This window comes from Acidisoma sibiricum (genome assembly GCF_057837225.1).
Window position 1 is genome coordinate 1,837,930 of sequence record NZ_CM174445.1, and the last position, 21,489, is coordinate 1,859,418.

Genomic DNA, 21,489 nt, shown 5'->3' on the forward strand with positions numbered 1-21,489 from the left:
TCCAGTGCCGCGCGTCTGGACGCTCGCAGATCATGCCTATCCCGCGTATGACGCGGCCCCATGCTGCATGTCGAAAGCATTCCCTGGGCGCCGGCCGCCGCGCATTTTTCCGCCCTCGCGGACGAGCCTTTCCTGGCCTGGCTGGATAGCGCGGCGGCGGGTGATTCGCGCGGCCGCTACAGCTATCTCTGTGCCGATCCCTTCCAGGTGCTGGCGGTGGATGACGCGGGCGTGACGCTGAATGGCGCGCCGGTGCTGGGCGATGCCTTTTCTGTCCTCGCTGGCGAACTTGCCCGTCTCCGGCTTCCTGCCGGATCGTCGCCCGTGCCCTTCGCGGGCGGGGCGGTCGGCTTCCTCGGTTATGAACTGGGCGGCCTGCTGGAACGGCTGCCGCAGCGCCATGGGCGGTCCGCCATACCCGACATGGTGATGGGTTTTTACGATGTCGTGCTGGCCTATGATACCTGGAAGAAGCAGGCCTGGATGCTCTCTTCCGGCTTTCCCGAGACGGCGCCGGGTGCCCGACGCTTCCGTGCGCAGGCCCGTGCCGCCGCATTGCGCGCGCGGCTCTCAGCCGCGCCGCGGCCGCGGCCGCAACCGGCCATTCCTCCTGTCCGCTGGCAGACCGACCTGACCCCAGCGGAATACCAAACCCGTGTTGGCCAGGTGCAGGACTACATCCGGTCGGGCGATATCTTTCAGGCCAATTTCACCATGGCGCATCGGGCGCCGCGCCCGGCCGGGCTGCATCCGGCCGATCTTTATCTGGCACTCCGCGGCCTGAGCCCCGCGCCCTTTGCCGCCTATCTCGCCTGCGGTCCCGATCTCGCACTCGCCAGCGCGTCGCCTGAGCGCTTCCTCAAACTCGATCCCACAGGACAGGTGGAAACGCGCCCTATCAAGGGCACGCGGCCGCGCTATGCAGACCCGGTGGCGGACAGGGCAGCAGCGGCTGCTCTGCTAGCGAGCGAGAAGGATCGCGCTGAAAACCTCATGATCGTGGATCTGATGCGGAATGACCTGGGCCGCGTGGCGCGTATCGGCGGCGTTGCGGTACCTGAGCTTTTCACGGTGGAAAGCTTCGCCTCGGTCCATCATCTCGTCTCGTCCGTCACCGCCCAATTGCGGCCGGGACTCACCGCCATCGACCTGCTGCGCGCCACCTTCCCCGGCGGCTCCGTCACCGGGGCGCCCAAGATCCGGGCGATGGAGATTATCGACGCATTGGAGGCCAGCCGGCGCGGCCCCTATTGCGGCGCCATTGCCTGGCTCGGCTTTGACGGCGCCATGGACAGCAGCATCATCATCCGCACGCTGGTGGCGACAGGGGATGAGATCATCGCCCAGGCTGGAGGCGGAATCGTCGCGGATTCCGACCCGGCGGCCGAGTTTGAGGAGCATTGCGTGAAGGTCCGCCCGCTGCTGCAGGCGCTTGAAAGTCTCGCCTCATGATCCTTTGGCTGAATGGCACACTGGTCGCGGCGCCCGAGGCGCGGATCGACCCAGCCGATCGCGGGTTTACGCTCGGCGACGGCGTGTTTGAGACGATCCGCGCGTCGGCAGGAGAGCCCACGCACCTCTACCGCCATCTGGAACGGCTGCGATCGGGGTTGGAGCTGCTCGGCCTGAGCAATCCTTATGAGGATGCGGCGCTGGCGGACGCCTTGCGGGCGGTGCTCTCGGCCAATCGCCTGACGGAGGCTGTGCTGCGGCTGACGGTCTCGCGCGGCATCGCCGCCCGCGGCGTCTGGCCTGAAGGTCCGGTGGCGCCGACCATACTGATCACGCCAGCACCCTTGCCCCAATCCTTACCGCCGGCGCGGCTCATCGTCGCGCATTGTACCCGCCGGAACGAGTTCTCGCCGCTCAGCCGCATCAAATCCTTGAACTATCTCGACAGCATCCTCGCCCGGCGGGAGGCGGCAGAGCAGGGGGCTGATGATGCGCTGCTGCTCAATACTAAGGGCTTCGCCGCGGAAGCGACGGCCGCCAATCTCTTCGTCATCAAGGCTGGCCGGCTGCTGACGCCGCCCCTGCATCACGGCGCGCTGCCGGGCATCATCCGCGCCCGCCTCCTGGAGAGTCATGCAGCCGAGGAGGCAGCGATCCGCCAGGAGGACTTGGCGGCCGTCCAGGCTGTCTTTCTATCGAACAGTCTGGGTCTAAAAGAGGTCGCGAGCCTGGACGCCCAGCCGCTTGCCCGACAGCCGGACAGGGTGGCGGGTCTCGCCCGCCAGCTCGGTTTTCTCAGGACGTGACGTGCACGCCTTTCCAGAAGGCGACGCGCCCGCGGATATTGGCAGCCGCGTCCTTGGGGTCAGGGTAGTACCACACGGCATTCGGGTTTGCGGCGCCATCCACCTCCAGGCTGTAGTAATGGGCCGTGCCCTTCCACGGACAGACGCTGGTATGCGTGCTGGGGCGGATCACCTCCGGCCGCAGGGCGCTGGCCGGGAAATAGGCATTACCTTCGACCGTGACGATATCATCGCTCTCGGCGATGACCGTCTCATTCCAGATCGCTTTCACGATGGCTCTCCTCAAGTTATGGGCGTGCCTTGGGACAAGGCGTTGATCTTGGCGGCCAGCACGAAATCCGCGCGGCTCAGCCCCCGGATCGCGTGAGTATGAAGCGAAATGGTCGCATACCCCCAGCCGAAGGCGATATCCGGGTGGTGGCCGGCGGCTTCCGCGGTCGCGCCGATTTGAACGATGAATGCCAGCGTCGTCGCGAAATCGGGAAATGTCCAATCCCGCGCAATCTGCGTCGCCTCCGCGTTCAGGCGCCAGCCCGGGATCTCATGGAGGAGGGCTTCGGCATCGCTGGGCGCCAGAGCCGGCACGCCGCCGTGGCAGGGAAGGCAGGTCTCTTGTGCGAGGTCGGCCATGGCATCTCTCCGGGGTAACGCAGTCAGAAGGTGGGGCTGTCAGTGGCTTAAGCCAAGGCGCATTTCATGGCCCTGGCGCTTTAAACGATCGCCACAGACCTTACCAAAAATCCCGACCGCCCCGAGATAGAATTCGTCTGCGCGAACAGCGCTAATTATGCCTTGGGAGAGGGCCGTGACGCGTTCAATGACCTGGGTCCATATCGGTGACCTTCATATGGATGAGGCGGATGGCTGGCTAAGTCGGGACCGGTTGCAAGCGATCGTCGGCGAGATCAATGCGCAAATCGGCAACGCGGCAGCTTTCGTCTTTCTGCCCGGTGACAACGCCAATCACGCAACACAGGAGCAATATCGCGCCATTACAGACACGCTGGCACCATTGCAGCTGCCCTGGCGTGTGATCCCCGGAGACCATGATTATGAACGCGGCGATCTCGCGAATTATGAGGCCGCCTTTCCGCCGGCCAACCGCCCCGAGGTCGAGGTCATCGCCGATTACCGCTGCATCTATCTCGATATTATCTCATCCGGCGCAGGTGGGCCGGATTTCAGGTTGACCATGCATCATCGCAACCGCCTCCTCGCGGAGTTTGCGCGGGCTGAGGCTGAATGCCAGACCCCGCTTGTCTTCATGCACAGCTATCCGGGCGATCTTGCGGCTGACGGCGACGCGATCGCACAGTGTTTCGCCGATGCGCGTGTGGCCTTCGTGGATACTGGGCACACCCATTACAACGAACTGCTGAACGATGGTCGCGTCATTTATGGAGCAACGCGGTCAACCGGACAGATCGAGGAAGGCGGCGGGAGACCGGGCTTCGCGCTGGTCACGCTGCATGGGCGCGTTCCCAGCTGGCGCTTCAAGGAGACCGGCGGCGAGTGGCCATTCGTTCAAATCGTCGCCCCTGCCGATATCCGTATGGTCACGCGCCCGGCCGATCCTCAGCAGGTTCCGCGTCCCGGCAATGTGACGATCGTCGCAAAGCTATTTGGTCAGGTCACCGGGCCGGTGGTGCTGACAATCGACGACGGGGCGGAGGTGCTCATGACGCCGGCAGGGATGTCGCTATGGAACGCGACGGTTTCCTTGCCGCCCGGCCTGCATCGCGTAACGGTCGCAATCGGCAAGGACCGCGACACGATCCAGCTTCTTGTGCGACCGGAAAACGATATTCCACGCCGTGGCTTGCTCGTCGCACCTGGCAGGGACATCCACACCATCGGGGCCTGGCCAGATCATGGCATTGAGGGCACGCAGCTCGGTCCCAACAGGAACGGCAGGCACTGGTGATGCCGCTACCCTTGGTTAGCAAGAATGAGCCCCTCCAGGCTCGCGGGTGCGGTCTTGATGATCGCCTCCGTCACCCTAATTGCGAAACTCTGATGACATCGAGTGCCGGTGAAACAGCATCGTCCCTGGGTGGCTCTGCAACGCCAACATCAATCGCTCCACAGGATGGTATCGATCTCATCTGCGGATGGGTTATGCGGCTCGCCCCCCTGGCATAACAGCGCGGGCGCGGTAGGCTGGGGGCAAGGCTCAACCGCGGGCGTCAGCCACGGGGCACGGCGGGCGCGGCAAGAAGTCTTATCGGAAGGGAGAACGGAAAACTATGTCTAACCAAAATGCGACGGGTGCCGCCGATATCGGCGTCCTCGGCCTCGCCGTCATGGGCGCCAACCTCGCCCGCAATGCCGCGCGCAAGGGGTTCGGCGTCGCAGTCTTCAACCGTAACCACGAACGCACCGACAAGCTGATCGCCGAACATGGTTCGGAAGGCCGCTTCTTCCCGTCCCACACGATCGAGGCTTTCGTCGCCTCTCTCGCCAAGCCCCGCGCCGTCATCATCATGGTCAAGGCCGGCAAGCCGGTGGACGACATGATCGAGGAGCTGATCGGCCATCTGGAGCCGGACGACATCATCATCGACGGCGGCAATTCGCTCTATACGGACACCGCCCGCCGCTTCAAACGCTGCGAGGATGCCAATATCCGCTTCATCGGCATGGGCGTCTCGGGCGGTGAGGAAGGCGCGCTCGAAGGCCCGTCGATGATGCCCGGCGGTGACCGCGCGGCCTATGAGCGGATCGCGCCGATCGTCACCAAAATGGCCGTGTCCGTCGATGGCACGCCCTGCTGCACCTATATCGGGCCCGATGGCGCCGGCCACTACGTGAAGATGGTCCATAACGGCATCGAATATGCCGATATGCAACTCATCACCGAAGCCTATGACCTCATGAAGACGCTGTACGGCCTCGATGCCAAGGCGATGGGCGACATCTTCGCAGACTGGAAACAGGGCGATCTCGACAGCTATCTCATCGAAATCACCGCCGCCGTGCTGCGCAAGACTGATTCCACCGGCAAGCCGCTGGTCGACAGCATCGTGGACGAGGCCGAGCAGAAAGGTACCGGCCGCTGGACGGCGCAGAACGCCCTCGAACTCGGCGTGCCCGTCACCGCCATCACCGAGGCGGTCTTCGCCCGTGCGCTCTCCGGCCGCCGCGCCATGCGCGCTGAGGCCGAGAAAAAGCTGCCGCATCCCGCGGTCGCGACCCGCACGCCGGAACGGGCGGAAATCGACGCCATCCGTGATGCGCTCTACGCGTCCAAGATCGTCGCCTATGCCCAGGGCTTCGAGCAGATGGCGGTCGCTTCGGCCCAGTACGGTTGGGATCTCACGCTCGGCGACATGGCGACGATCTGGCGCGGCGGCTGCATCATCCGCGCCCGCTTCCTCGATCGCATCAAGGAAGCCTATGACCGCGACGCGAAGCTCTCGAACCTGCTGCTGGACGATTACTTCCGGGATGCGGTGGTGAAGGCCGAAGATGCCTGGCGCCGGGTCATCGTCCTGGCCGTGCAGAATGGCGTCGCGGTGCCGGCCTTCTCGTCCTCGCTCGCCTATTATGACGGTCTGCGCCGCGCGCGTGGCCCCGCCAATCTTCTGCAGGGTCTGCGAGACTATTTCGGTGCCCATACCTATCGCCGTTTGGACAAGGAGGGCAGCTTCCATACCCGCTGGAGCCAGGACGGCAGCGAGGTGGAGGCCTGATTTTGCTGGCGGCGCTCCGCACCGTCTTCACGGCGCGCCGCCGCCCGAATGTGGGGGGTGATCCGGCCTCAGCCGCCGGATCACCCCCCACCCGCCGCAAGGCGCTACCCTCGCAGATGCGCATGACGGCACTCATCGTCGCCAGCGCGCTCTTCATGCAAAATCTTGATTCGACCGTCGTGGCGACGGCGCTGCCCAGCATGGCGAAGGCTTTCGATGTCTCGCCGGTGACGATGAATATCGCCATCACCTCCTATCTCGTCAGTCTGGCGGCCTTCATACCGGCCAGCGGCTGGGTCGCCGATCGCTTCGGGGGGCGGCAGGTCTTCCGCGCGGCCATCGCGGTCTTCACGCTCGCCTCCGTGCTTTGCAGCATGTCCGACAGCCTGGCCATGCTGGTCGCCGCGCGCGTTTTGCAGGGCATGGGCGGCGCTATGATGGTGCCCGTCGGACGGCTGTTGCTGCTGCGGCGGGTCGGCAAGGCGGATCTTCTGGCGGCCATGTCCTGGCTCACCATGCCGGCGCTCCTCGGTCCGGTCATTGGTCCGCCGGTGGGCGGGTTTCTGGTCACCGCGCTGTCCTGGCACTGGATCTTCGACATCAATATCCCGATCGGCGTCGTCGGCATCCTGCTGGTGACACGCTTCATCCGCGAGGATGAGCGGCGGGAGGCGGATAGATTCGATCTCGTCGGGCAGATTTTGGCGGGCATCGGCATGGCCGGGCTGATCATGGGGTTTTCGTCCTTCGGGCGCGGCGCATTGCCGCCGGCGCTCGCTATTCTGGTGACGGCTGTGGGTGCGCTCGCGGCGCTGGGCTACATCATCCATGCCCGTCGCTATGCGCATCCGCTGCTCGATCTCACCCTCATGCGCGTGCCGACTTTCGCCATTTCCGTCTATGCGGGCTCGCTCTTTCGCGTCGGCATCGGTGCGCTGCCCTTCCTGCTGCCGCTCATGCTGCAATTGGGCTTCGGCCTCAGCGCCTTTCACAGCGGGCTGATCACCTTCGTCAGTGCTGCCGGGGCGCTGGTCACCAAACCCATTGCGCGGCCGCTGCTCAGCCGCATCGGCTTCCGCAGCCTGCTGGCCGGCAATGCGCTCATCGCGGTCGTCATGGTGGCGCTCTGCGCTGGCTTCCGGCCGTCCTGGCCGCTGCCCGTCATCTACGCCGCATTACTGGTCGGCGGCGTATTCCGGTCGGTTCAGTTCACCGCCTACAATACGCTCGCCTATGCGGATATCCCGACCGAGCGCATGAGCCAGGCGACCAGCCTTTACAGCACGCTGCAGCAGCTTTCGCTGACCGTGGGCGTCACGGTCGGCGCCGCTGCCCTCGCGGTCTCGGCCGCCATTGCCGGCAAGCCGCACCCGCGGCTGGAGGATTTTTCGGCGGCCTTCATCCTCATCGCCATCATCATGGTGCCGGCGGCCCTGCTGGCGCTGCGCCTGCCGGCCGAGGCCGGTGCCGAAATGTCCGGCCACGCGACGCGGCAGCGCTGACGGCTCCCATCGCCCGCACTAGTTCTGCGGGTGGGTCGCCAGAAAACCGCGCAGCTGACCGATGGCAACGCCTGTCAACGCCAGCGTCTGCGTCAGATTGTCCGTGGGCCCCATGTCCTTGGCTTTCGCCCCCGCGGCCGAGGCGAAATGCCGCTCGGCGCCCGCCACGAGCCGTGTATTGGGCATCTGGGCAAAGCAGGAAACCGCTACATCGCCCACGCGCCTGGAATGGAATCGCAGGCACGAGATGGAGACAGGAGCCGTCTTGCTGCTCTGTGGTCCTTCATCGACGGCAGAGGCGGTCGAAAAGAAGCCGGCGCCCCGCTTCTCCCGCAGGAAGCTGGCCCGATTATCGGCGGCGAGGGACACATAGGCGGCGGCTGCCGCAGGGGTCGGAAAAATCCGATAGAAAAGCCGCGCATCGCCGGGGATCGAATGGCTGTCGGGCAGGGCCGAGATATCCGTGTAAAGCGCCGTCTTAGGCGTGGTGCTGCTCACCGCCTGGATCTGCACGGTATTGCCCTGATAGGGCACCGGCTGGCCGGCCAGCGCGCGCAGCTGATCAGGCAGGGGGCCGGCGGGAATGGTCACCGCATGTCCCGGCACCGTGCCGGCCGCACTGAGCCCGGCGGCGAAAGGTGTCTGGTCGGCGCAGCGTTCCTTCAGCACCATGCTGCTGCCATTGGACCAGGCCACGGCCTGATCGGAGAGGGCGAAGGCGAAGGTGCCGCTCTGCTGCCCTTCGGTCAGCGTGATGCTATCGCCGGTGACGGTGAAGGAGAGTGGCGGCGTATTGGCCGGTGCCGCCGGGTTCAGCACGGTGCCATCGGCGCGGAAAATCGCGACATCGCCGGTGCAGCTGCTGTCGGCCCCCCAGGCGCCGACCAGCCCGCGCGGCACGACGGCCGGTGCCGATGCTGGTATGGGGGCCGCGGGCGGCGTGGGTGTTGCAGAGGTCGCAGGCGGTGTTGCGCTGCTTTGCGCCATGGCCATCGGCGCAAGGAGGGTCGCGGTCCCGATCAGGACAGCGGCGGTAAGGGTCGGTCGAAAACGCAGCATCATCTCTCCTGGGCAGGCCGATCAGACGGGCCTCGGAGCAGAGGCTTAGCCCGATCCGGTCATCGGCCCAAATCGCACAGGCGTGAGGGGCGCGTCGCGGGCGGGACATTGCTGCCACGTTCCGCGCGTCTTGCCGCAAAGCGCGGCAAGCGCTATTGAAAATCCGTTCAACTTTGGAAATGGCGGAGGGTGACAGATGAATAGCTCCATCGACCGCGCGCCCCGCCGATCCATCGGAACCATGCGTCGACCGACCGCCGACTGGCCCGCGCGCGGCTGAGGACCTCGTCCTCGGATCATCGATCCCCGGCTGACGCATCTCAGGCCCCGAGCGCTTCGTCTTACGAAGGCCGCTCCTGCTGAGGTTTTCATGGTTTGCCAGCGTCCCATCCGAACGCTGGATTGAACGACAGGTTATCCTATGACGACCCATATTCTGCGCAAGCCCAAGGCGCGGCCCTTCGCCCGTGAAGTGGCGACCCTTATCCTGCTCGCCCTGCCGGTGATCCTGGGCCAGCTGTTCGGCATCGGCACCGATGTCATCCTCTCCGTCGTCGGCGGCCATATGGGGGCTACCGTGATGGCGGCCGTCGCCCTCGGCAGCAGCCTTTGGATCGTCGTCTTCATGGCGGTCGTCGGCATGATGATGTCGGCGCAGCCCGCTATTTCCATGCTGCATGGCGCCGCCCGCGAGCACGAAGCCGGGCACGTCTTTGCCCAGGCCCTGATTCTGGGACTCTGTTTCGGCACGCTGGGCGGTGTCGTTCTGGCCTTCGTCGGCCCCCTGTTTGCGGCGTTCATGCATTTGCCGCCCGCGGTTCTGCCCGGCGTGCGGGCCTTTTTGCGCGGTGCTGCCTTCTCCATTCCGGCTCTCGGCATGGTCGCTGCCTGCCGTGGTCTGTCGGAAGGCCTGTCGATGACGCGGCCGACCATGCTGGTCGGTGGTGCTGGGCTGGTCTTCCTGGTGCCCGCCGCCTGGGTGCTGATGGAAGGCGCGACCGTGCCGATCCTGGGACATATCGGTGGCTGGGGTCCGCTTGGGGCAGGCATCGCCATCTCCTTCGTGCTCGGGATGGAAGCGTTCTTCTATACGCTGTGGATTGGTCTCTCGGGCCGCTATCCGATGGTGGCATGGACCACGGCTGCCTTCCGCGTCGACCCGGCCGTTATCGGTCGGCTGATCCGCGTCGGCGCGCCGATTTCGGTCGCGATCGTCATGGAGGTCTGCATGTTTTCGGTCGCGACCCTCATGGTCGGTCAGTTCGGCGCGGTCGCCGTGGCCGGCCATCAGGTCGCGCTGATGACCTCGGCCGTCTTCTTCATGGTGCCGCTTGGCCTGTCGCTCGCCGTGACCGTTCGGGTGGGCCGCGCGGTCGGTGCCCGCGACAAAGCCGGCATCAGCCGGGCGGGGCTGGCCGGCTTCACCGTGATGCTCTGCACGCAGACGATCAGCGGTCTCTGCATGGTGCTGCTGCCGGATACCATTGCCGGGGCGTTCACCGATGTGCCGGCGGTCGCGGCACTCGGTGCATCGCTGCTCGGGCTTGCCGGGTTCTTCCAATTCGCGGACGGCACCCAGGCGGTCGCCATGGCGGCACTCCGCGGCCTGGAAGATACCAGGGTGCCGATGCTGCTGGCAGTGCTTGCCTATTGGCTATGCGGCATTCCGCTCGGTGCGGTCTTTGCCTTCGGCCTGCATCTGGGTGTCCGCGGTGTTTGGTTCGGTCTCATGTGCGGTCTGACGCTCGCCGCCGTGATGCTGACGACGCGTTTCTTCTGGAAGACGATCGGATCGGCCAGACTGGCACGCTGATGGTCGTCAGCTCCGCGCGGGGCGGCGTTTTGCCGCTCCTGTCTTTGGGGCAGGCGGGGCCTCTACGGGCTGGCCGGTCATCCGCTCGATGAGGGTGGCATAGGCGCTGAGATAGGCCTCGCGATCCAGATGAGCCTCGGCCCAGGCGCGGGCATTGTGCCGCAGGCGGTCGGCCAGTTTCGGCTCTTCCAGCAGGCGCAGAATACTGTCGGCCAGCGCGCCTGGTTCCAGAAACGGGCTCAGCAGACCGTTTTCCTCATGCGTGATGAACTCCGTCACCGGCTGCGTATCGCTGCCGACGATGGCGCAGCCGATCGCCAGGGCTTCCCGCAGCGACCAGGAGGCGACGAAGGGATAACTGAAATAGACATGCGCGTCCGATCGCCGCAGCAGCGCGATATGGGTGTCATAGGGAACCTGACCCAGGAAATGGACCCGGCCCAGATCCAGCCGGTCCTCGACCTCGCGCATCAGGAATTCGCGCCAGCTCGATCCGTCATCGGGCAGGGCGCCATACCCTGGCTGCTCGAAGCCGACGAAGCTCACATGCAGGTCTGGACGCGCGGCCTGCAGCGCGGGCAAGGCGCGCAGCAGGATGTGGAACCCGCGATAGGGCTCCAAATTGCGCGCGACGAAGGTCACCAGCTTGTCGCGGGCACTCAGCTGCACGCCATTGGGCAAAGTCAGCCGCCGACTGCTCCGCGCCAGGGCCGGGCAGCAGGCGTCCAGATCGACCCCTTCCGGCAGCAGGGTGATTTTCGTCTGAGCCCAGTCGGGATAAGTACCAAGCTGCCAGCGCGTGGGGGACTGCCCTTCTGCGCCAGGCAGCGACAGAGCCAGAAGATTGACTGCGTTCTTCGTCCGCACCATCGGTAGCCGGCTTTCCGGCATGGGAAATTCGGGGTCGAAATCCACGTCCTGGCCAACGAGCTTATAGAAGAACTCGAAGTAGCCCAGAACCGGCACGGCCGGAAAAACGTCGCCCATGTTGAGCAATTCGCCCCAGCCGTGATGGCCGATGATGATATCGGGACGAAACCCCAGAGCTTTGATCTGGCGCGCGGCATTCGCTGCTGCTTCCGCCCGGCGAATGGCGAGTTCAAATTCGCGGGCATGTTCGTGAATGCGGTCGTCCGAGGCGCGGGGAGAGACATAGGCAATCTTGCGCACCTGCGCCATGTGATTGGCGTTCGGCTCGGAGAGGAAGGCGACGTCGTGCTGGCGGTCGGTCAAATACCGCACGATGTGCAGATATTGACCCGGGAAATTTTGGTGAACGAACAGAAAACGCAACGACGCCAGTCCTATCTCATGAAGACACCCTGACCGCGGCGCAGGCTTCTATCCGGCACCGTGGTCAGGGTTTGGGCTTAGCGAGACCGCTTGCCGGGTTTCATCGGCGTCTTGATGACGGGCTTGGCAGCAGGCTTTGGCACCAGCGCGACCGGGGCCGTGGTCCTGCTCTTAACCGCCGGGGCCGGTGCCAGTTTGGCAGGCTCGGGTTTGGCAATGGCAGGCTTCCCGGCCACGGGGGCTTTCTTGACAGCGGATTTTGACGTCAGCGTGATTCGGAAAGCTTCAAGCGGTGACAGAGACGGTGCTTCGATACTGTCCTCGCTGCCCAGATCATCCAGCGTAGTGCCGTCCAGAAAGGTTGCCGACACAGACAGATTGTAGCGCTTGGCAGCAGCCTCGCTCAGCTTCAGCTTAAAGCCCAGAATGGGCAGCGCCATGCCGCGGCTGCCGCAGAATTGGCCGGCCTCATTCCAGGGAGAGAGCCAGCCGCGACCCAGCACCGCCTGATAGGTGATATCGCTGGCGGCGAGGTCCGCTGGCGCGGTCAGGCTGAAGCCTTCGATCGCCATTTCGCTGCCGGGCTCGCCGACCCAGCTGCCGAAGCTTTCGCCGACATCCCCGGTGCGCTGAATATGGGCGATGATGTCATGCGGATCGGTGATCACCATACGCGGCTTGCGGGCAACCGCTGCTGCGGGTGCTGCTGCGGTCGTGCCGTCGGGCGCCGCTTCGGATAGTCGCAGCACGCGAAGCTTGGGTGCGGCTTCGGGACTGCCGACGGGCTGATAGATGGTGATGAGAATCTGGGCGGATTCGGCCGATACGCGGATCAAGGCTGAGTCGCCCCCCCCTGACAGCCAGCCGTCAGAGCGGAAGGTGGCAATGCTGATCGCGTCATCGGTCGGATCGACGGCTGAGACACGCACGCCTGTCAGCTGGGTGTCCGCGGGTGTCGGGGAGCCGTGCACGAGGCAGAAGATACCGGTGTCAAGGGTCATAAGATGCGCGGAAGCACGAAGCTCTTGCACCCTATTATCCGCTGCGCGAGCGGGACTTTGCCGGTCTGACTGTGACATTGACGCCTCTTGATGCAATTAGAATTCCTGCGACGATGTAACTGGCCCGAAACAAAAGCCGCGATCGTCACTCGCTCATGAGATTAGTGCCTTGGGCGTGGTCAGGCCGCAATACACGCAGCGCGCTAATTCGCCGATTGGGCCAAAGAAATCAGCGTGTTGTTAAGATTTGATGGCGGCAAAGCTAACGGCAGCACCCAGCCATTGCCGGTATTCCCCACGCGTTGCGCAGGGGTGCCTATATCGAGAACGGCTGTCTTCAGTCCAGCTTTCCAGGCGTCGCTCAAAGCAAAGCACCAAGTTTCGGGCCAGATCGAGGGAATAAACGCAAGATCACAACTTTGCGATACAATTTCTGCGACGGCCTGTTCCGGGTCAAAACGATAGGTGATTCGCACATGTCCCGTGTCTTGCAGCCGAAGATCGTCATGGGTGAACCCGATGACGATGAACTCAAGCGGTAAGGACCGGCGCGCCGCATCCCGCGCGCAAGCCAGCAATAGGTCATACCCCTTTTCGGTCCCAAGGGCGCCGATCACGGCGATGCGCCAGCGGCCGGCTTGTCGGGGCGGGGAAGCGGCTGGTGGACGGCGGGTGACCGGACCGTCCTGCTCCCACGGGTGGACGGCGCTGGCAAAATCGCCGAGGTAGCGGCGAAAGCGTCTCTCCACTTCGTCCGAGGGGAAAATGACCTGCCGGGCGGCGGCGAAATCGGCAGCCGTCCGCCGTCTCAGCGCGGCCACGGCAATCTCTTCGCGCAGGCGGCTGCCAAGATCCGCGACGCAGGCTTCACACTCACTCGTATCGGGCTCGCCGCAATAGCGCTGGGTCGTGGTGACAAGGGTCACGCGGGGGCAGATCGCGGCGTAGTCGTGGACGTAAATATCGAGTGGCACACCCAACCGTTGCGGCAACTCATGCACGGCATGATCATGCCCCAGGCGGTGATGCAGCTCGATATGCTGGGGGCGTTCGCGTTTTAGAAACCGCGATAGCGCGGCGATCTGGCTTGGAAGCGCGAAGGTGAGATTCGGGAAATCGTCCTGCCAGGGGTTTCCCTCGGGTATCCCGGGCTCGATCTGGCAGATCCCGTCGCGCAGCGGTCGTAAAATGATCGGCGTCAGGCCCGCGGCAGAAAGCGCCCGGATGCGGGCCTGGACCTGCCGCTCAACCCCGCCGCCCTCGTCATGGGTGATGATGATGACCGATCGCGATCCGCGTTTCGGGCGACGCTGGGTCTGCCAGCGCGCAAGGTCCAGGCGCGACCGCGCGGGCGCCAGCGGATCGGCATCGACATGCTGACGGATCAGGTCGCCATAACCGGGATGCAGTCTTTCCAAAAGCGTGAGATTGCGCTGCAGCAGATGGGCCCGTGCTGCGCCGAAGGACTGGCCGCCGATATGGCTGACGAAAATACCTGTGGCCGCCATATGCCGCCAGCCGAGATGACGCGCCCGCAGACAGAAGTCATTTTCTTCGCCATAGCCTTGGGCAAAGACATCTTCCCGAAAGGGGCCGGTCTCCACTAGGCAGTCTCGGCGCATATACATGCAGAAGCCGACGCTGGTCGGGATTTCCACGACCGCGTCGCCGTTTGCCGTCGCAGCAAGCGCATCAATCGTGTCCAGCGTCGCGTCGTCAGGCGGGGACTGAAGATCATTGACCCTGGGATAGCTGAGGATCGTGGCGTCGTTCGATAGCGGGGCGACCGTGCCGATATCCGGGGCAGCATAAGCGGCGGCCCGCAGACGCCCCAGCCAGCCAGGCGGCACTACGGCGTCGCTGTTCAGAAGCACGACATCCCGCTCGCCGGCAGCGGCGATGCCGCGATTGACGCTGCCAGGAAAGCCAAGATTGCGCGGATTGCGGATCAGGCGGATGCGCCGTTTGTGGGCCAGCGCGTCCAGAGCCTCACGCAAGCCAAGCTCGGGGCTTGCGTCATCGACGACAATGATCTCGGTGCCGCGAGGCACCGTCGTTGTCACGCGCGCGATGCAGTGCATCGTCATCGCAAGACCGCGATAGACCGGGATGATCACGGCAGGGCTTGCCGTCCGGCGCGCAGTGCGGCGCATGGCCGCGCGCGCCGGGGGCGGTGTGCCCGCCCAAAGCGGCATCACCGGCGTCTCGGGGAAGGTGATGGTCGTCAGACGGTGCTGGGCCGGATTATCTCTTTCGGGACGCATGGACCGGCCGATCAGCGCTGCGGCTTGGAACGCGGTGCGTGTCCATTGACCCGGGTCGATCGGGCTGCCGGTGATATCCTGACCGAAGGGCGCGCGGATATGCAGTAGGCCAGGATCATCGCTCAGGCTTGCTGCCGGCAGATGGAAGGCGCGGGGCGCGGAAAGCCCATCCCGGTTTGGAAAATGCGCCGGCTCGCCGGTGTCTATTGTCCGCACAGGCTTGCGCCCATCGGCGCGTTCCACGCGCAGCGCGACAGGGCTATCCGGGTTGGCCGGATTCCAGGCCCAGCCGCTCAGCGCGCCTCCCTCCACGGTGACGAAACCTTCCACCAGGCGGTGCCGGCTGAGGTCGATGGGACTGCCCAACAGAGGGCGACCCTGGGCAGTGATCGTGAGGGTGCGCGCCGCCCTCCAGCGCGGCGGCAGGATATACCGCCCGTCTGGGCCTGTCTTCGGCCTGATGGGCGCGTCTTCCAGCAGGAACGCGACCGGTTCGGCGCAGACCACCGTGACAAGACCGTCAGACGTGGCGGCGCACCAGCCGGCATGTCCGCCGCGCGCTGCGATACCGGCAGCCAGGCGCCCGAAGTCCAGATCGCGTGGCGCCGCGAAGCGGGAGAGCAGGTCTCCGGCCACGCCGACCTGGTCCTCAACGCGGCCGGCCAGCACCAGGGCAGAGAGCAATCCACGATGGGCAGGCTGCGTATCGGAACGAGTGATCAGCTTGCGAAAGATGCCGATGCAGGCTGGGTCTCCCTGTCGTAGGAGGGTTATTCCCAGCAGAAAGCCCACACGCGTGTCATCCGGTCCCAACCGGCTCGCGCGCTCCAAGGCAAAACGCGCAGATGCCAGATCGCCGGCCGCCAGTGCCGCCTCACCCTGCTCCCAGGCGCTGATCGCGAGCGTTATGACCTCGGGGCGCGTGTCCTGTCTCACGCCAGACAGCAGCCAATCGGATGGAAGGACGGCTGATGAGGGAGCGGGCGATGGCCGATCGCGCTGGGGCATCGGTCAGGTGTGAATAAGCTGCGGACCCGGTGTGCGCGTCGCCTCTGCGGTGACAGCCATGGACGGACTCAACTCGATAGGCCCGAGAGGGTTCTGGGCGGCCTGCTCGGCATTGAGGCGGGCCAACTCGGCTGATGCCTCGCTGACACCATTATCCAAGGCCCGCTTAAACCAGATGCGCGCCTGCTCCGGGTCAGGCGGGCTGACCAGGCCGCGATGCAGGTAGCGGCCGACCATGAGTTGCGCGGTGGGATGATTGCGGTCAGCCGCCTGCCGGAACCAGTGCAGCGCCGTCACGCGGTCGACCGGCACGTCATGACCGCCGCCGTAAAGCGCGCCCAGGCCGAACATCGCGCCACCATGGCCAAGCTCGGCGGCTCTTTGAAACATGCGTGCGGCTTCAAAATGGTTGCGCTCGCCACCGCGGCCATTAACCAGCATTTCCGCGAGCGCCACCTGGGCGTCTGCCATGCCGCCATCAGCTGCTTTGGCGAACCAGGCCCGGGCCGCCACCGGATCGGTCGGCACGCCCGCACCATCCAGCAGCATGCGCCCGTAGTGAAACTGCGCGTTCACGATGCCGTCGGCCGCGCGGTGCATCCAGAAAGCCGCCCGTTCCGGGTCTCGATCGACGCCAAAGCCGCGCGCAAGGCAGACGCTGAAATTGAACGCCGCGACCAGATCCCCACTCTCGGCGGCCTGCTCAAACCAAGACCGCATGCGGTCTGGATCGCCGTCGCGAACCGAGCCTTGCAGGACCAGGTTGGCCAGATCGACCTGAGAGGCAAAATCGCCCGCACGTCCCGCGCGTTCAAACCAGACGGCGGCCTCGTCGGCATTGCGCGGGACCCCCGCGCCGGTCAGATAGAGCATGCCGAGGGCGCGGGCGGCCATGGCATGGCCGCCTTCCGCCGCCCGCTGGAACCATACTGCGGCTTCCGCGAAATTGGGCGGCAGGTCGCCACCTTTCGCATAAAGATCGCCGACGACGGCGGCCGCTTCCACGTCACCGGCCAGCGCCGCGCGGCGAAGCCAGGATTCGCCAGTAATGGGATCGGGTTTCGCGCTGCCACGGCCTTCGATCAGCGCCAGGCCAAGACGCGCCATGGCTGAGCGTAGTCCGGTAGCGGCGGCCTTTTGGTAGAGCTGCACTGCCATCGCCACGTCCTGCGGCAGACCGACACCATGTTCCAGCAAAACGCCGTGCAGATATTGCGCCATGGGCAGGTCAAGCTCGGCTGCGGACACGATCGCCGCAATGCCTGGCTTTTGCTCTGCAATATTTGTTCCGGCACGGCGCAGAATGGCCAGTCCCAGCCCCAGCTTTCCCTGCGGATTCCCGCTCGCGGCCGCCCGGCCATACCAATGTTCGGCCTGGTCGAGGTTGCGAATAACTTCCGGGCCGGCTGTGAGGATATAACCAAGCAGAGCCTGGGCATCGGCGGAGCCGACCTCCGCGGCGCGGCGTGCCCAGCCTTCAGCCGCTATGAAATCGGGTTGTGCTAGGGCAGAATCGCCAAATAAGCCGCCCGCGCGCTGGCGCGGAGGATCGTCGACTTGACCGGTAATAAGCAATGTGGCGATCGCGGTTTGCGCATCGGCATTGCCTTGGGTGGCCGCCAATTCCAGCCAGCGACGACCCTCGCTGCGGCTGGCGGGCACGCCCTTGCCTTGCAGATAGCACAGACCGATGCGGTATTCGGCGGCCGGCAGCTTAGACTGGGCGGCACGGGCGACAAGCTTGAAACCAGTTTCAAGATCGCCGGCCTCGAGCGCAGCTTCGCCTTTCTTGAGAAGTCCTGCCGCGCCACCGAGATTCAGCCAGCCGAAAACCAAAGCTCTTGTCCTCTGTTAGCCGCTGGCAGCCATTGGCCAATCACTCATTGCGTGTGATGAGCCAACCGTACTGCCAGTGTATGAGGCGGTCAGCCCTCAGAAATGTCAGACCTTAATTGGGCTCGCGCATGCCCTGGGTAAAGGCGGGCAGGACGCGTTTCATCATATAACCCGCGACGGTCCGTTTGCCGATCTTGATGTCAGCGTTTAAAGGCATGCCGGGCGCCAGTTCAAAACCTTCCGGCGTATTGTGCAAATCGTTTTGCAGAATCTTGACACGAGCCATGTAGAATAGGCCCTGCGGCGCAGTACCGGTCACATCCTTGACCACACCCGACTGCACCTCCTCGGGGTTGAAGGAGTCTGAGCTCACATATTGCACCACCCCCTTCAGCATGCCGTATTGCATAAAGGGCAGGCTGCTCAGCTTGAGATCGACCTTGTCGCCCGCATTCAGATACCCGGTGTCGGTGCCGCTGAGAACGATATCCGCTTCCAGCGGCGTGCCCAGTGGCGTTAGGCTGATGAACTGCTGGCCACCCTGCAGAACGGAACCCACCGACGCCTGTCCCATGTTCAACACGATGGCGTCGTTCGGCGCCTTGATCATGATCAGCTGGTGCATCCGCTGATCCTTGGTCAGGCTCTGCTGCGCGGGGGCCAGAGAATTCTGCGCCTGTTGCAGCTGCTGCGACAGGTTGGAATACCACTGCTGAATGTAGGTATCGCGCTGCGCCTGGATGGAGGCGATGTCGCCCACCGCCTTATTGGCGCTGGCCTGGGCATCGTTCAACTGGCCCGCCATGCTGAGCCGGCTGTCTGCTGCGGCAAGCGAATCGAGGCGGCTGCCGACCTGCATCTTTTGCAGCTGCTGACGCATCGCTTCGACATTGTTCGCCAGTTCAAGGCGCTGGGCATATTGGCGCATATCGGATTCTGACTGCGCCAGCTGCGCCTTCAGACTCATGATTTGCTGATCGAAATTTGCGACCCCGGACGTATATTGCGCCTGAAGCTGATTGTACGTCTCAAGCTGCAGCGCCGTATTGGGATTGGCGACGCTCGGCACATAGGGCTTGCCATCCAGTTGTGCCCGAATCCGCTCGATCTGGGCGGTATAGCTGTCGACCTGTTCCTGATCGGCTTTCATATTGGCCGCAGCAAATGTCGGATCGAGTTCTGCCAGCAGATCGCCCTTCTTCACGCGCTGCCCCGGCTGCACATAGATCGCCCGCACGATCGAAGTATCGAGCGGTTGGATCAGCGTCGTTGGCTCGGTGGAGACGAGCTTACCCTGGCCGGTGACGACCTTGTCGATTTTGATGACGGAGGAAGCGACCCCGCAAGCGATCACGGCAACACCGATCCACAAGGAGACGCTCCGGGCCGATCTCGGAACCGGGGTCGCAATCAGGGCGCTGGTCGGCGACTGGAATTCCAGAACCGCCAATGCGTCGCCCTGAGGGTCAGTCGCCTTGCGCGAGGACAGGAGTTGGCGAGCCATGGCGCGTATTTCCCTGATTTTCCGTCATGTGGCGGTTCTGCTGCAGCCAGAGCATACGATAGACTGAGCAGCGTTCGACAAGTTCGGCATGGGTGCCGACATCCAGCACCTTGCCCTGATCCATGACGATAATAGCGTTACAATCGACAAGTGAGGCGAGGCGGTGCGAGACGATGACCATCGTCCGGCCCGTGCCAATGCGCTTGAGGTTAGCATTGACCAGAGCTTCACTCTCAGGGTCGAGGGCGGAGGTTGCCTCGTCCAGGATCATGAGGCGAGGATCGACGATCAGCGCGCGCGCAATCGCCAGACGCTGGCGCTGTCCACCGGACAGATTAGGCGAACCTTCCTGGATGAAGGTGTCGTAGCCGGCCGGCAGCCGCTCGATGAATTCTTCTGCGCCCGCAAGCCGGGCGGCGCGCACCACGTCTTCCATCGTCAATCCTGGGCGGCCGCCAATGATATTGTCGCGGATACTGCCCCGGAAGAGGAAATTTTCCTGCAGAACGACACCGAAATTGCGGCGCAGATGGCGCAGATTGATCGATCGCAGTTCGACACCGTCGATCTTCACAAAGCCCGTATAGTCGCGGCTGATGCCCTGCAAAAGGCGCGTGATGGTCGACTTGCCCGAGCCGCTACGGCCCACCAAGCCCAGCATCGTGCCTGGCGGCACCGAAAAGCTGACTTCGTTCAGGGCAGGGCGCTGCGAGCCCTGATAGGTGAAGGCGACACTGTCGAATTCGATGGCACCGGCAAATGAAGGCCGCAGACCCCGATCGATTCCGCGGACTTCAGGCGGGTTGTTCAGCACCGACTGGGCCTCGCCCATGGTCGCGCGCACGTCCTCAAAGTCCTGAATCAGCTTGGTGAAGTTTATCAGCGGGCCGGCGACGCGCATCGAAATCATGGTGAAGGCCATCAGCGAGCCGATCTCGGCCTGATTCTTCGTCGTCACAGCCATATAGGCACCGAGCAGCATAACGCCAAATTGGCAGTAGCGTTGCAGCGGCAGAGTCAGGGTTGTAGGCCACAGAGCCAGTCGACCGGCCTGCAGGCGCAGATCGCCGGCCTGCGCCACATATTCATCCCATTGACTGTAGCGGGCCGATTCCAACGCCAGCGATTTCACCGTCTTGATGCCGTGCAGGCTTTCCACGAGTACCGAAAATTTGCGCGATTCTGCAGCCGAGACACGGGCGGTCAGAATACGAATGGGTCGCAGGAAGCAGGCGATGATCAGCATTATGAGGCCGGCGGCCGCGACGATGGTCCACGCTAGCGTTGCTTGCATGAAGAACATCAGAGGCAGCAGGATGACTAGCATAGACGCGTCGATGAAAGTATTGAGAAGACGCCCGGTGATGAATTCGCGGATCTGATAGACCTTGCTGATCGCCTGACCGATCACGCCGGATTGCGTGCGCTCGAAATAATCGAGCGGCAGCGACAGCAGACGTTTGAAAACGAAAAGCTGGATCTTGGCGTCGATGCGGGTGGAGGCGACCTGCAACAGATTGCCGCGCGCATGTTCCAGAATAGCGTCGAGCACTGTCGCGACGACGAGGATGATGACCACCAGCAGCAAGGTGCTCATGCTTCCGTATTCAATAATCCGCTGCACCGCGGAATAGACGACCAGAATTGGTATGATCGTCAGGAAGGTGATGATCAAAGAGGCAAAGGCGACCGACCGCAGAATGCTGCGCTCTTGCATGACGAGCTTGGTGAGAAACCCGAAGCTCAGCGGCGAATCCTGTTCTTCGTCGTTGCGCTGCGGGCGCATCAGGACCACTTCGCCGTCCCAGACCTGGGACAGACGGAGTTCGTCCACCGGCACAGCAACGGCAGCGCCGGAAATGGTTGGTTCCTTCACGAAGACCACATTGCGCGCAGCATCAGCCTCGACCATCAGGACGGCGCCGCCGTCCTTCATGAGAAGCATGACTGGACCAGAGGATTCCAGACGAAGCAATTGCTGCCATTTCAGGCGCACAGCTCTGGCCCACATGCCCTGCTCGCGGACCCATTCGACCAGAACCGCAGGGGAGGGAACCGGAATCGATGGATCAAGCCGGAACGTCGTCGGGTCCAGATCGATGCCGTGATAGCGGGCGATCGCCAAAGCGCCGACCAGCCAGGTATGTAGCCCGGGCTCGCGGCTCAGCGACGCTTCATTGATGCGGCCCGATCCCTCAGGCGACTGCGGATCTGCAGCGTCCATCACATTTTCACCCCTGAAAAGCCCGGCACGTCATG

Annotated in this window: 15 protein-coding genes; 6 read left to right on the plus strand and 9 right to left on the minus strand. The window is 64.1% G+C overall.

The features are described 5' to 3' along the window. Positions 1-60 precede the first annotated feature (60 nt). Positions 61-1,452 (plus strand): aminodeoxychorismate synthase component I, encoded by a 1,392-nt coding sequence (gene pabB, locus AC3G7M_RS08760; protein ID WP_489215701.1) that lies wholly within the window; start codon positions 61-63, stop codon positions 1,450-1,452. Continuing rightward, the gene (locus AC3G7M_RS08765) at positions 1,449-2,258 is read left to right on the plus strand and encodes an aminotransferase class IV (RefSeq protein ID WP_489215703.1); all 810 of its coding nucleotides are present in this window, start codon (positions 1,449-1,451) and stop codon (positions 2,256-2,258) included. Before pabB ends, AC3G7M_RS08765 begins: the two co-directional genes overlap by 4 nt. Here the strand turns inward: AC3G7M_RS08765 and AC3G7M_RS08770 are convergent. Together AC3G7M_RS08770 and AC3G7M_RS08775 are read right to left on the minus strand one after the other, a co-directional pair. Continuing rightward, positions 2,248-2,529 carry a DUF427 domain-containing protein gene (locus tag AC3G7M_RS08770; protein WP_489215705.1) on the minus strand — a complete coding sequence of 94 codons (282 nt, stop codon included), beginning with the start codon at positions 2,527-2,529 and terminating at the stop codon, positions 2,248-2,250. The two genes, AC3G7M_RS08765 and AC3G7M_RS08770, sit on opposite strands and share 11 nt — an antisense overlap. A gap of 11 nt (positions 2,530-2,540) precedes the next feature. Beyond that, complete coding sequence (locus AC3G7M_RS08775; protein ID WP_489215706.1) at positions 2,541-2,888, minus strand: 4a-hydroxytetrahydrobiopterin dehydratase; 348 nt, start codon at positions 2,886-2,888, stop codon at positions 2,541-2,543. A gap of 217 nt (positions 2,889-3,105) precedes the next feature. Between AC3G7M_RS08775 and AC3G7M_RS08780 the strand changes: the two genes are divergently transcribed. The 3 genes from AC3G7M_RS08780 (at position 3,106) to AC3G7M_RS08790 (ending at position 7,452) form a co-directional block, all read left to right on the plus strand. After that, positions 3,106-4,182, plus strand: coding sequence for a metallophosphoesterase family protein (locus AC3G7M_RS08780; RefSeq protein WP_489215707.1), 1,077 nt, complete (start codon positions 3,106-3,108; stop codon positions 4,180-4,182). A 322-nt stretch (positions 4,183-4,504) separates the two neighbouring features. Further along, positions 4,505-5,950 (plus strand): NADP-dependent phosphogluconate dehydrogenase, encoded by a 1,446-nt coding sequence (gene gndA, locus AC3G7M_RS08785; protein ID WP_489215709.1) that lies wholly within the window; start codon positions 4,505-4,507, stop codon positions 5,948-5,950. A 2-nt stretch (positions 5,951-5,952) separates the two neighbouring features. Continuing rightward, the gene (locus tag AC3G7M_RS08790; RefSeq protein ID WP_489215711.1) at positions 5,953-7,452 is read left to right on the plus strand and encodes a DHA2 family efflux MFS transporter permease subunit; all 1,500 of its coding nucleotides are present in this window, start codon (positions 5,953-5,955) and stop codon (positions 7,450-7,452) included. An 18-nt stretch (positions 7,453-7,470) separates the two neighbouring features. On the opposite strand, the gene AC3G7M_RS08795 is transcribed toward AC3G7M_RS08790, so the two are convergent. Beyond that, entirely contained in the window at positions 7,471-8,514 is a 1,044-nt protein-coding gene (locus tag AC3G7M_RS08795; protein ID WP_489215713.1) for a hypothetical protein, read from the minus strand. A gap of 418 nt (positions 8,515-8,932) precedes the next feature. On the opposite strand from AC3G7M_RS08795, the gene AC3G7M_RS08800 reads away from it, so the two are divergent. Then, complete coding sequence (locus tag AC3G7M_RS08800) at positions 8,933-10,324, plus strand: MATE family efflux transporter (RefSeq protein WP_489215715.1); 1,392 nt, start codon at positions 8,933-8,935, stop codon at positions 10,322-10,324. A gap of 6 nt (positions 10,325-10,330) precedes the next feature. Here the strand turns inward: AC3G7M_RS08800 and AC3G7M_RS08805 are convergent, their stop codons facing one another. From AC3G7M_RS08805 to AC3G7M_RS08830, 6 genes are all read right to left on the minus strand, one after another. Continuing rightward, on the minus strand, positions 10,331-11,617 hold the full coding sequence (locus AC3G7M_RS08805) for a glycosyltransferase (protein WP_489215717.1): 1,287 nt from the start codon (positions 11,615-11,617) through the stop codon (positions 10,331-10,333). Positions 11,618-11,694: 77 nt separating this feature from the next. Next, the gene (locus AC3G7M_RS08810) at positions 11,695-12,618 is read right to left on the minus strand and encodes a hypothetical protein (protein WP_489215719.1); all 924 of its coding nucleotides are present in this window, start codon (positions 12,616-12,618) and stop codon (positions 11,695-11,697) included. 203 nt (positions 12,619-12,821) lie between these two features. Next, positions 12,822-15,818, minus strand: coding sequence for a glycosyltransferase (locus tag AC3G7M_RS08815; protein WP_489215721.1), 2,997 nt, complete (start codon positions 15,816-15,818; stop codon positions 12,822-12,824). Between the two features lie 75 nt (positions 15,819-15,893). Further along, entirely contained in the window at positions 15,894-17,726 is a 1,833-nt protein-coding gene (locus AC3G7M_RS08820; RefSeq protein WP_489215723.1) for an SEL1-like repeat protein, read from the minus strand. A gap of 112 nt (positions 17,727-17,838) precedes the next feature. After that, positions 17,839-19,176, minus strand: coding sequence for an HlyD family type I secretion periplasmic adaptor subunit (locus AC3G7M_RS08825; RefSeq protein WP_489215725.1), 1,338 nt, complete (start codon positions 19,174-19,176; stop codon positions 17,839-17,841). A gap of 16 nt (positions 19,177-19,192) precedes the next feature. Then, positions 19,193-21,454: a peptidase domain-containing ABC transporter gene (locus tag AC3G7M_RS08830; RefSeq protein ID WP_489215727.1), complete on the minus strand. Its 2,262-nt coding sequence runs from the start codon at positions 21,452-21,454 to the stop codon at positions 19,193-19,195. Positions 21,455-21,489: the final 35 nt, after the last annotated feature.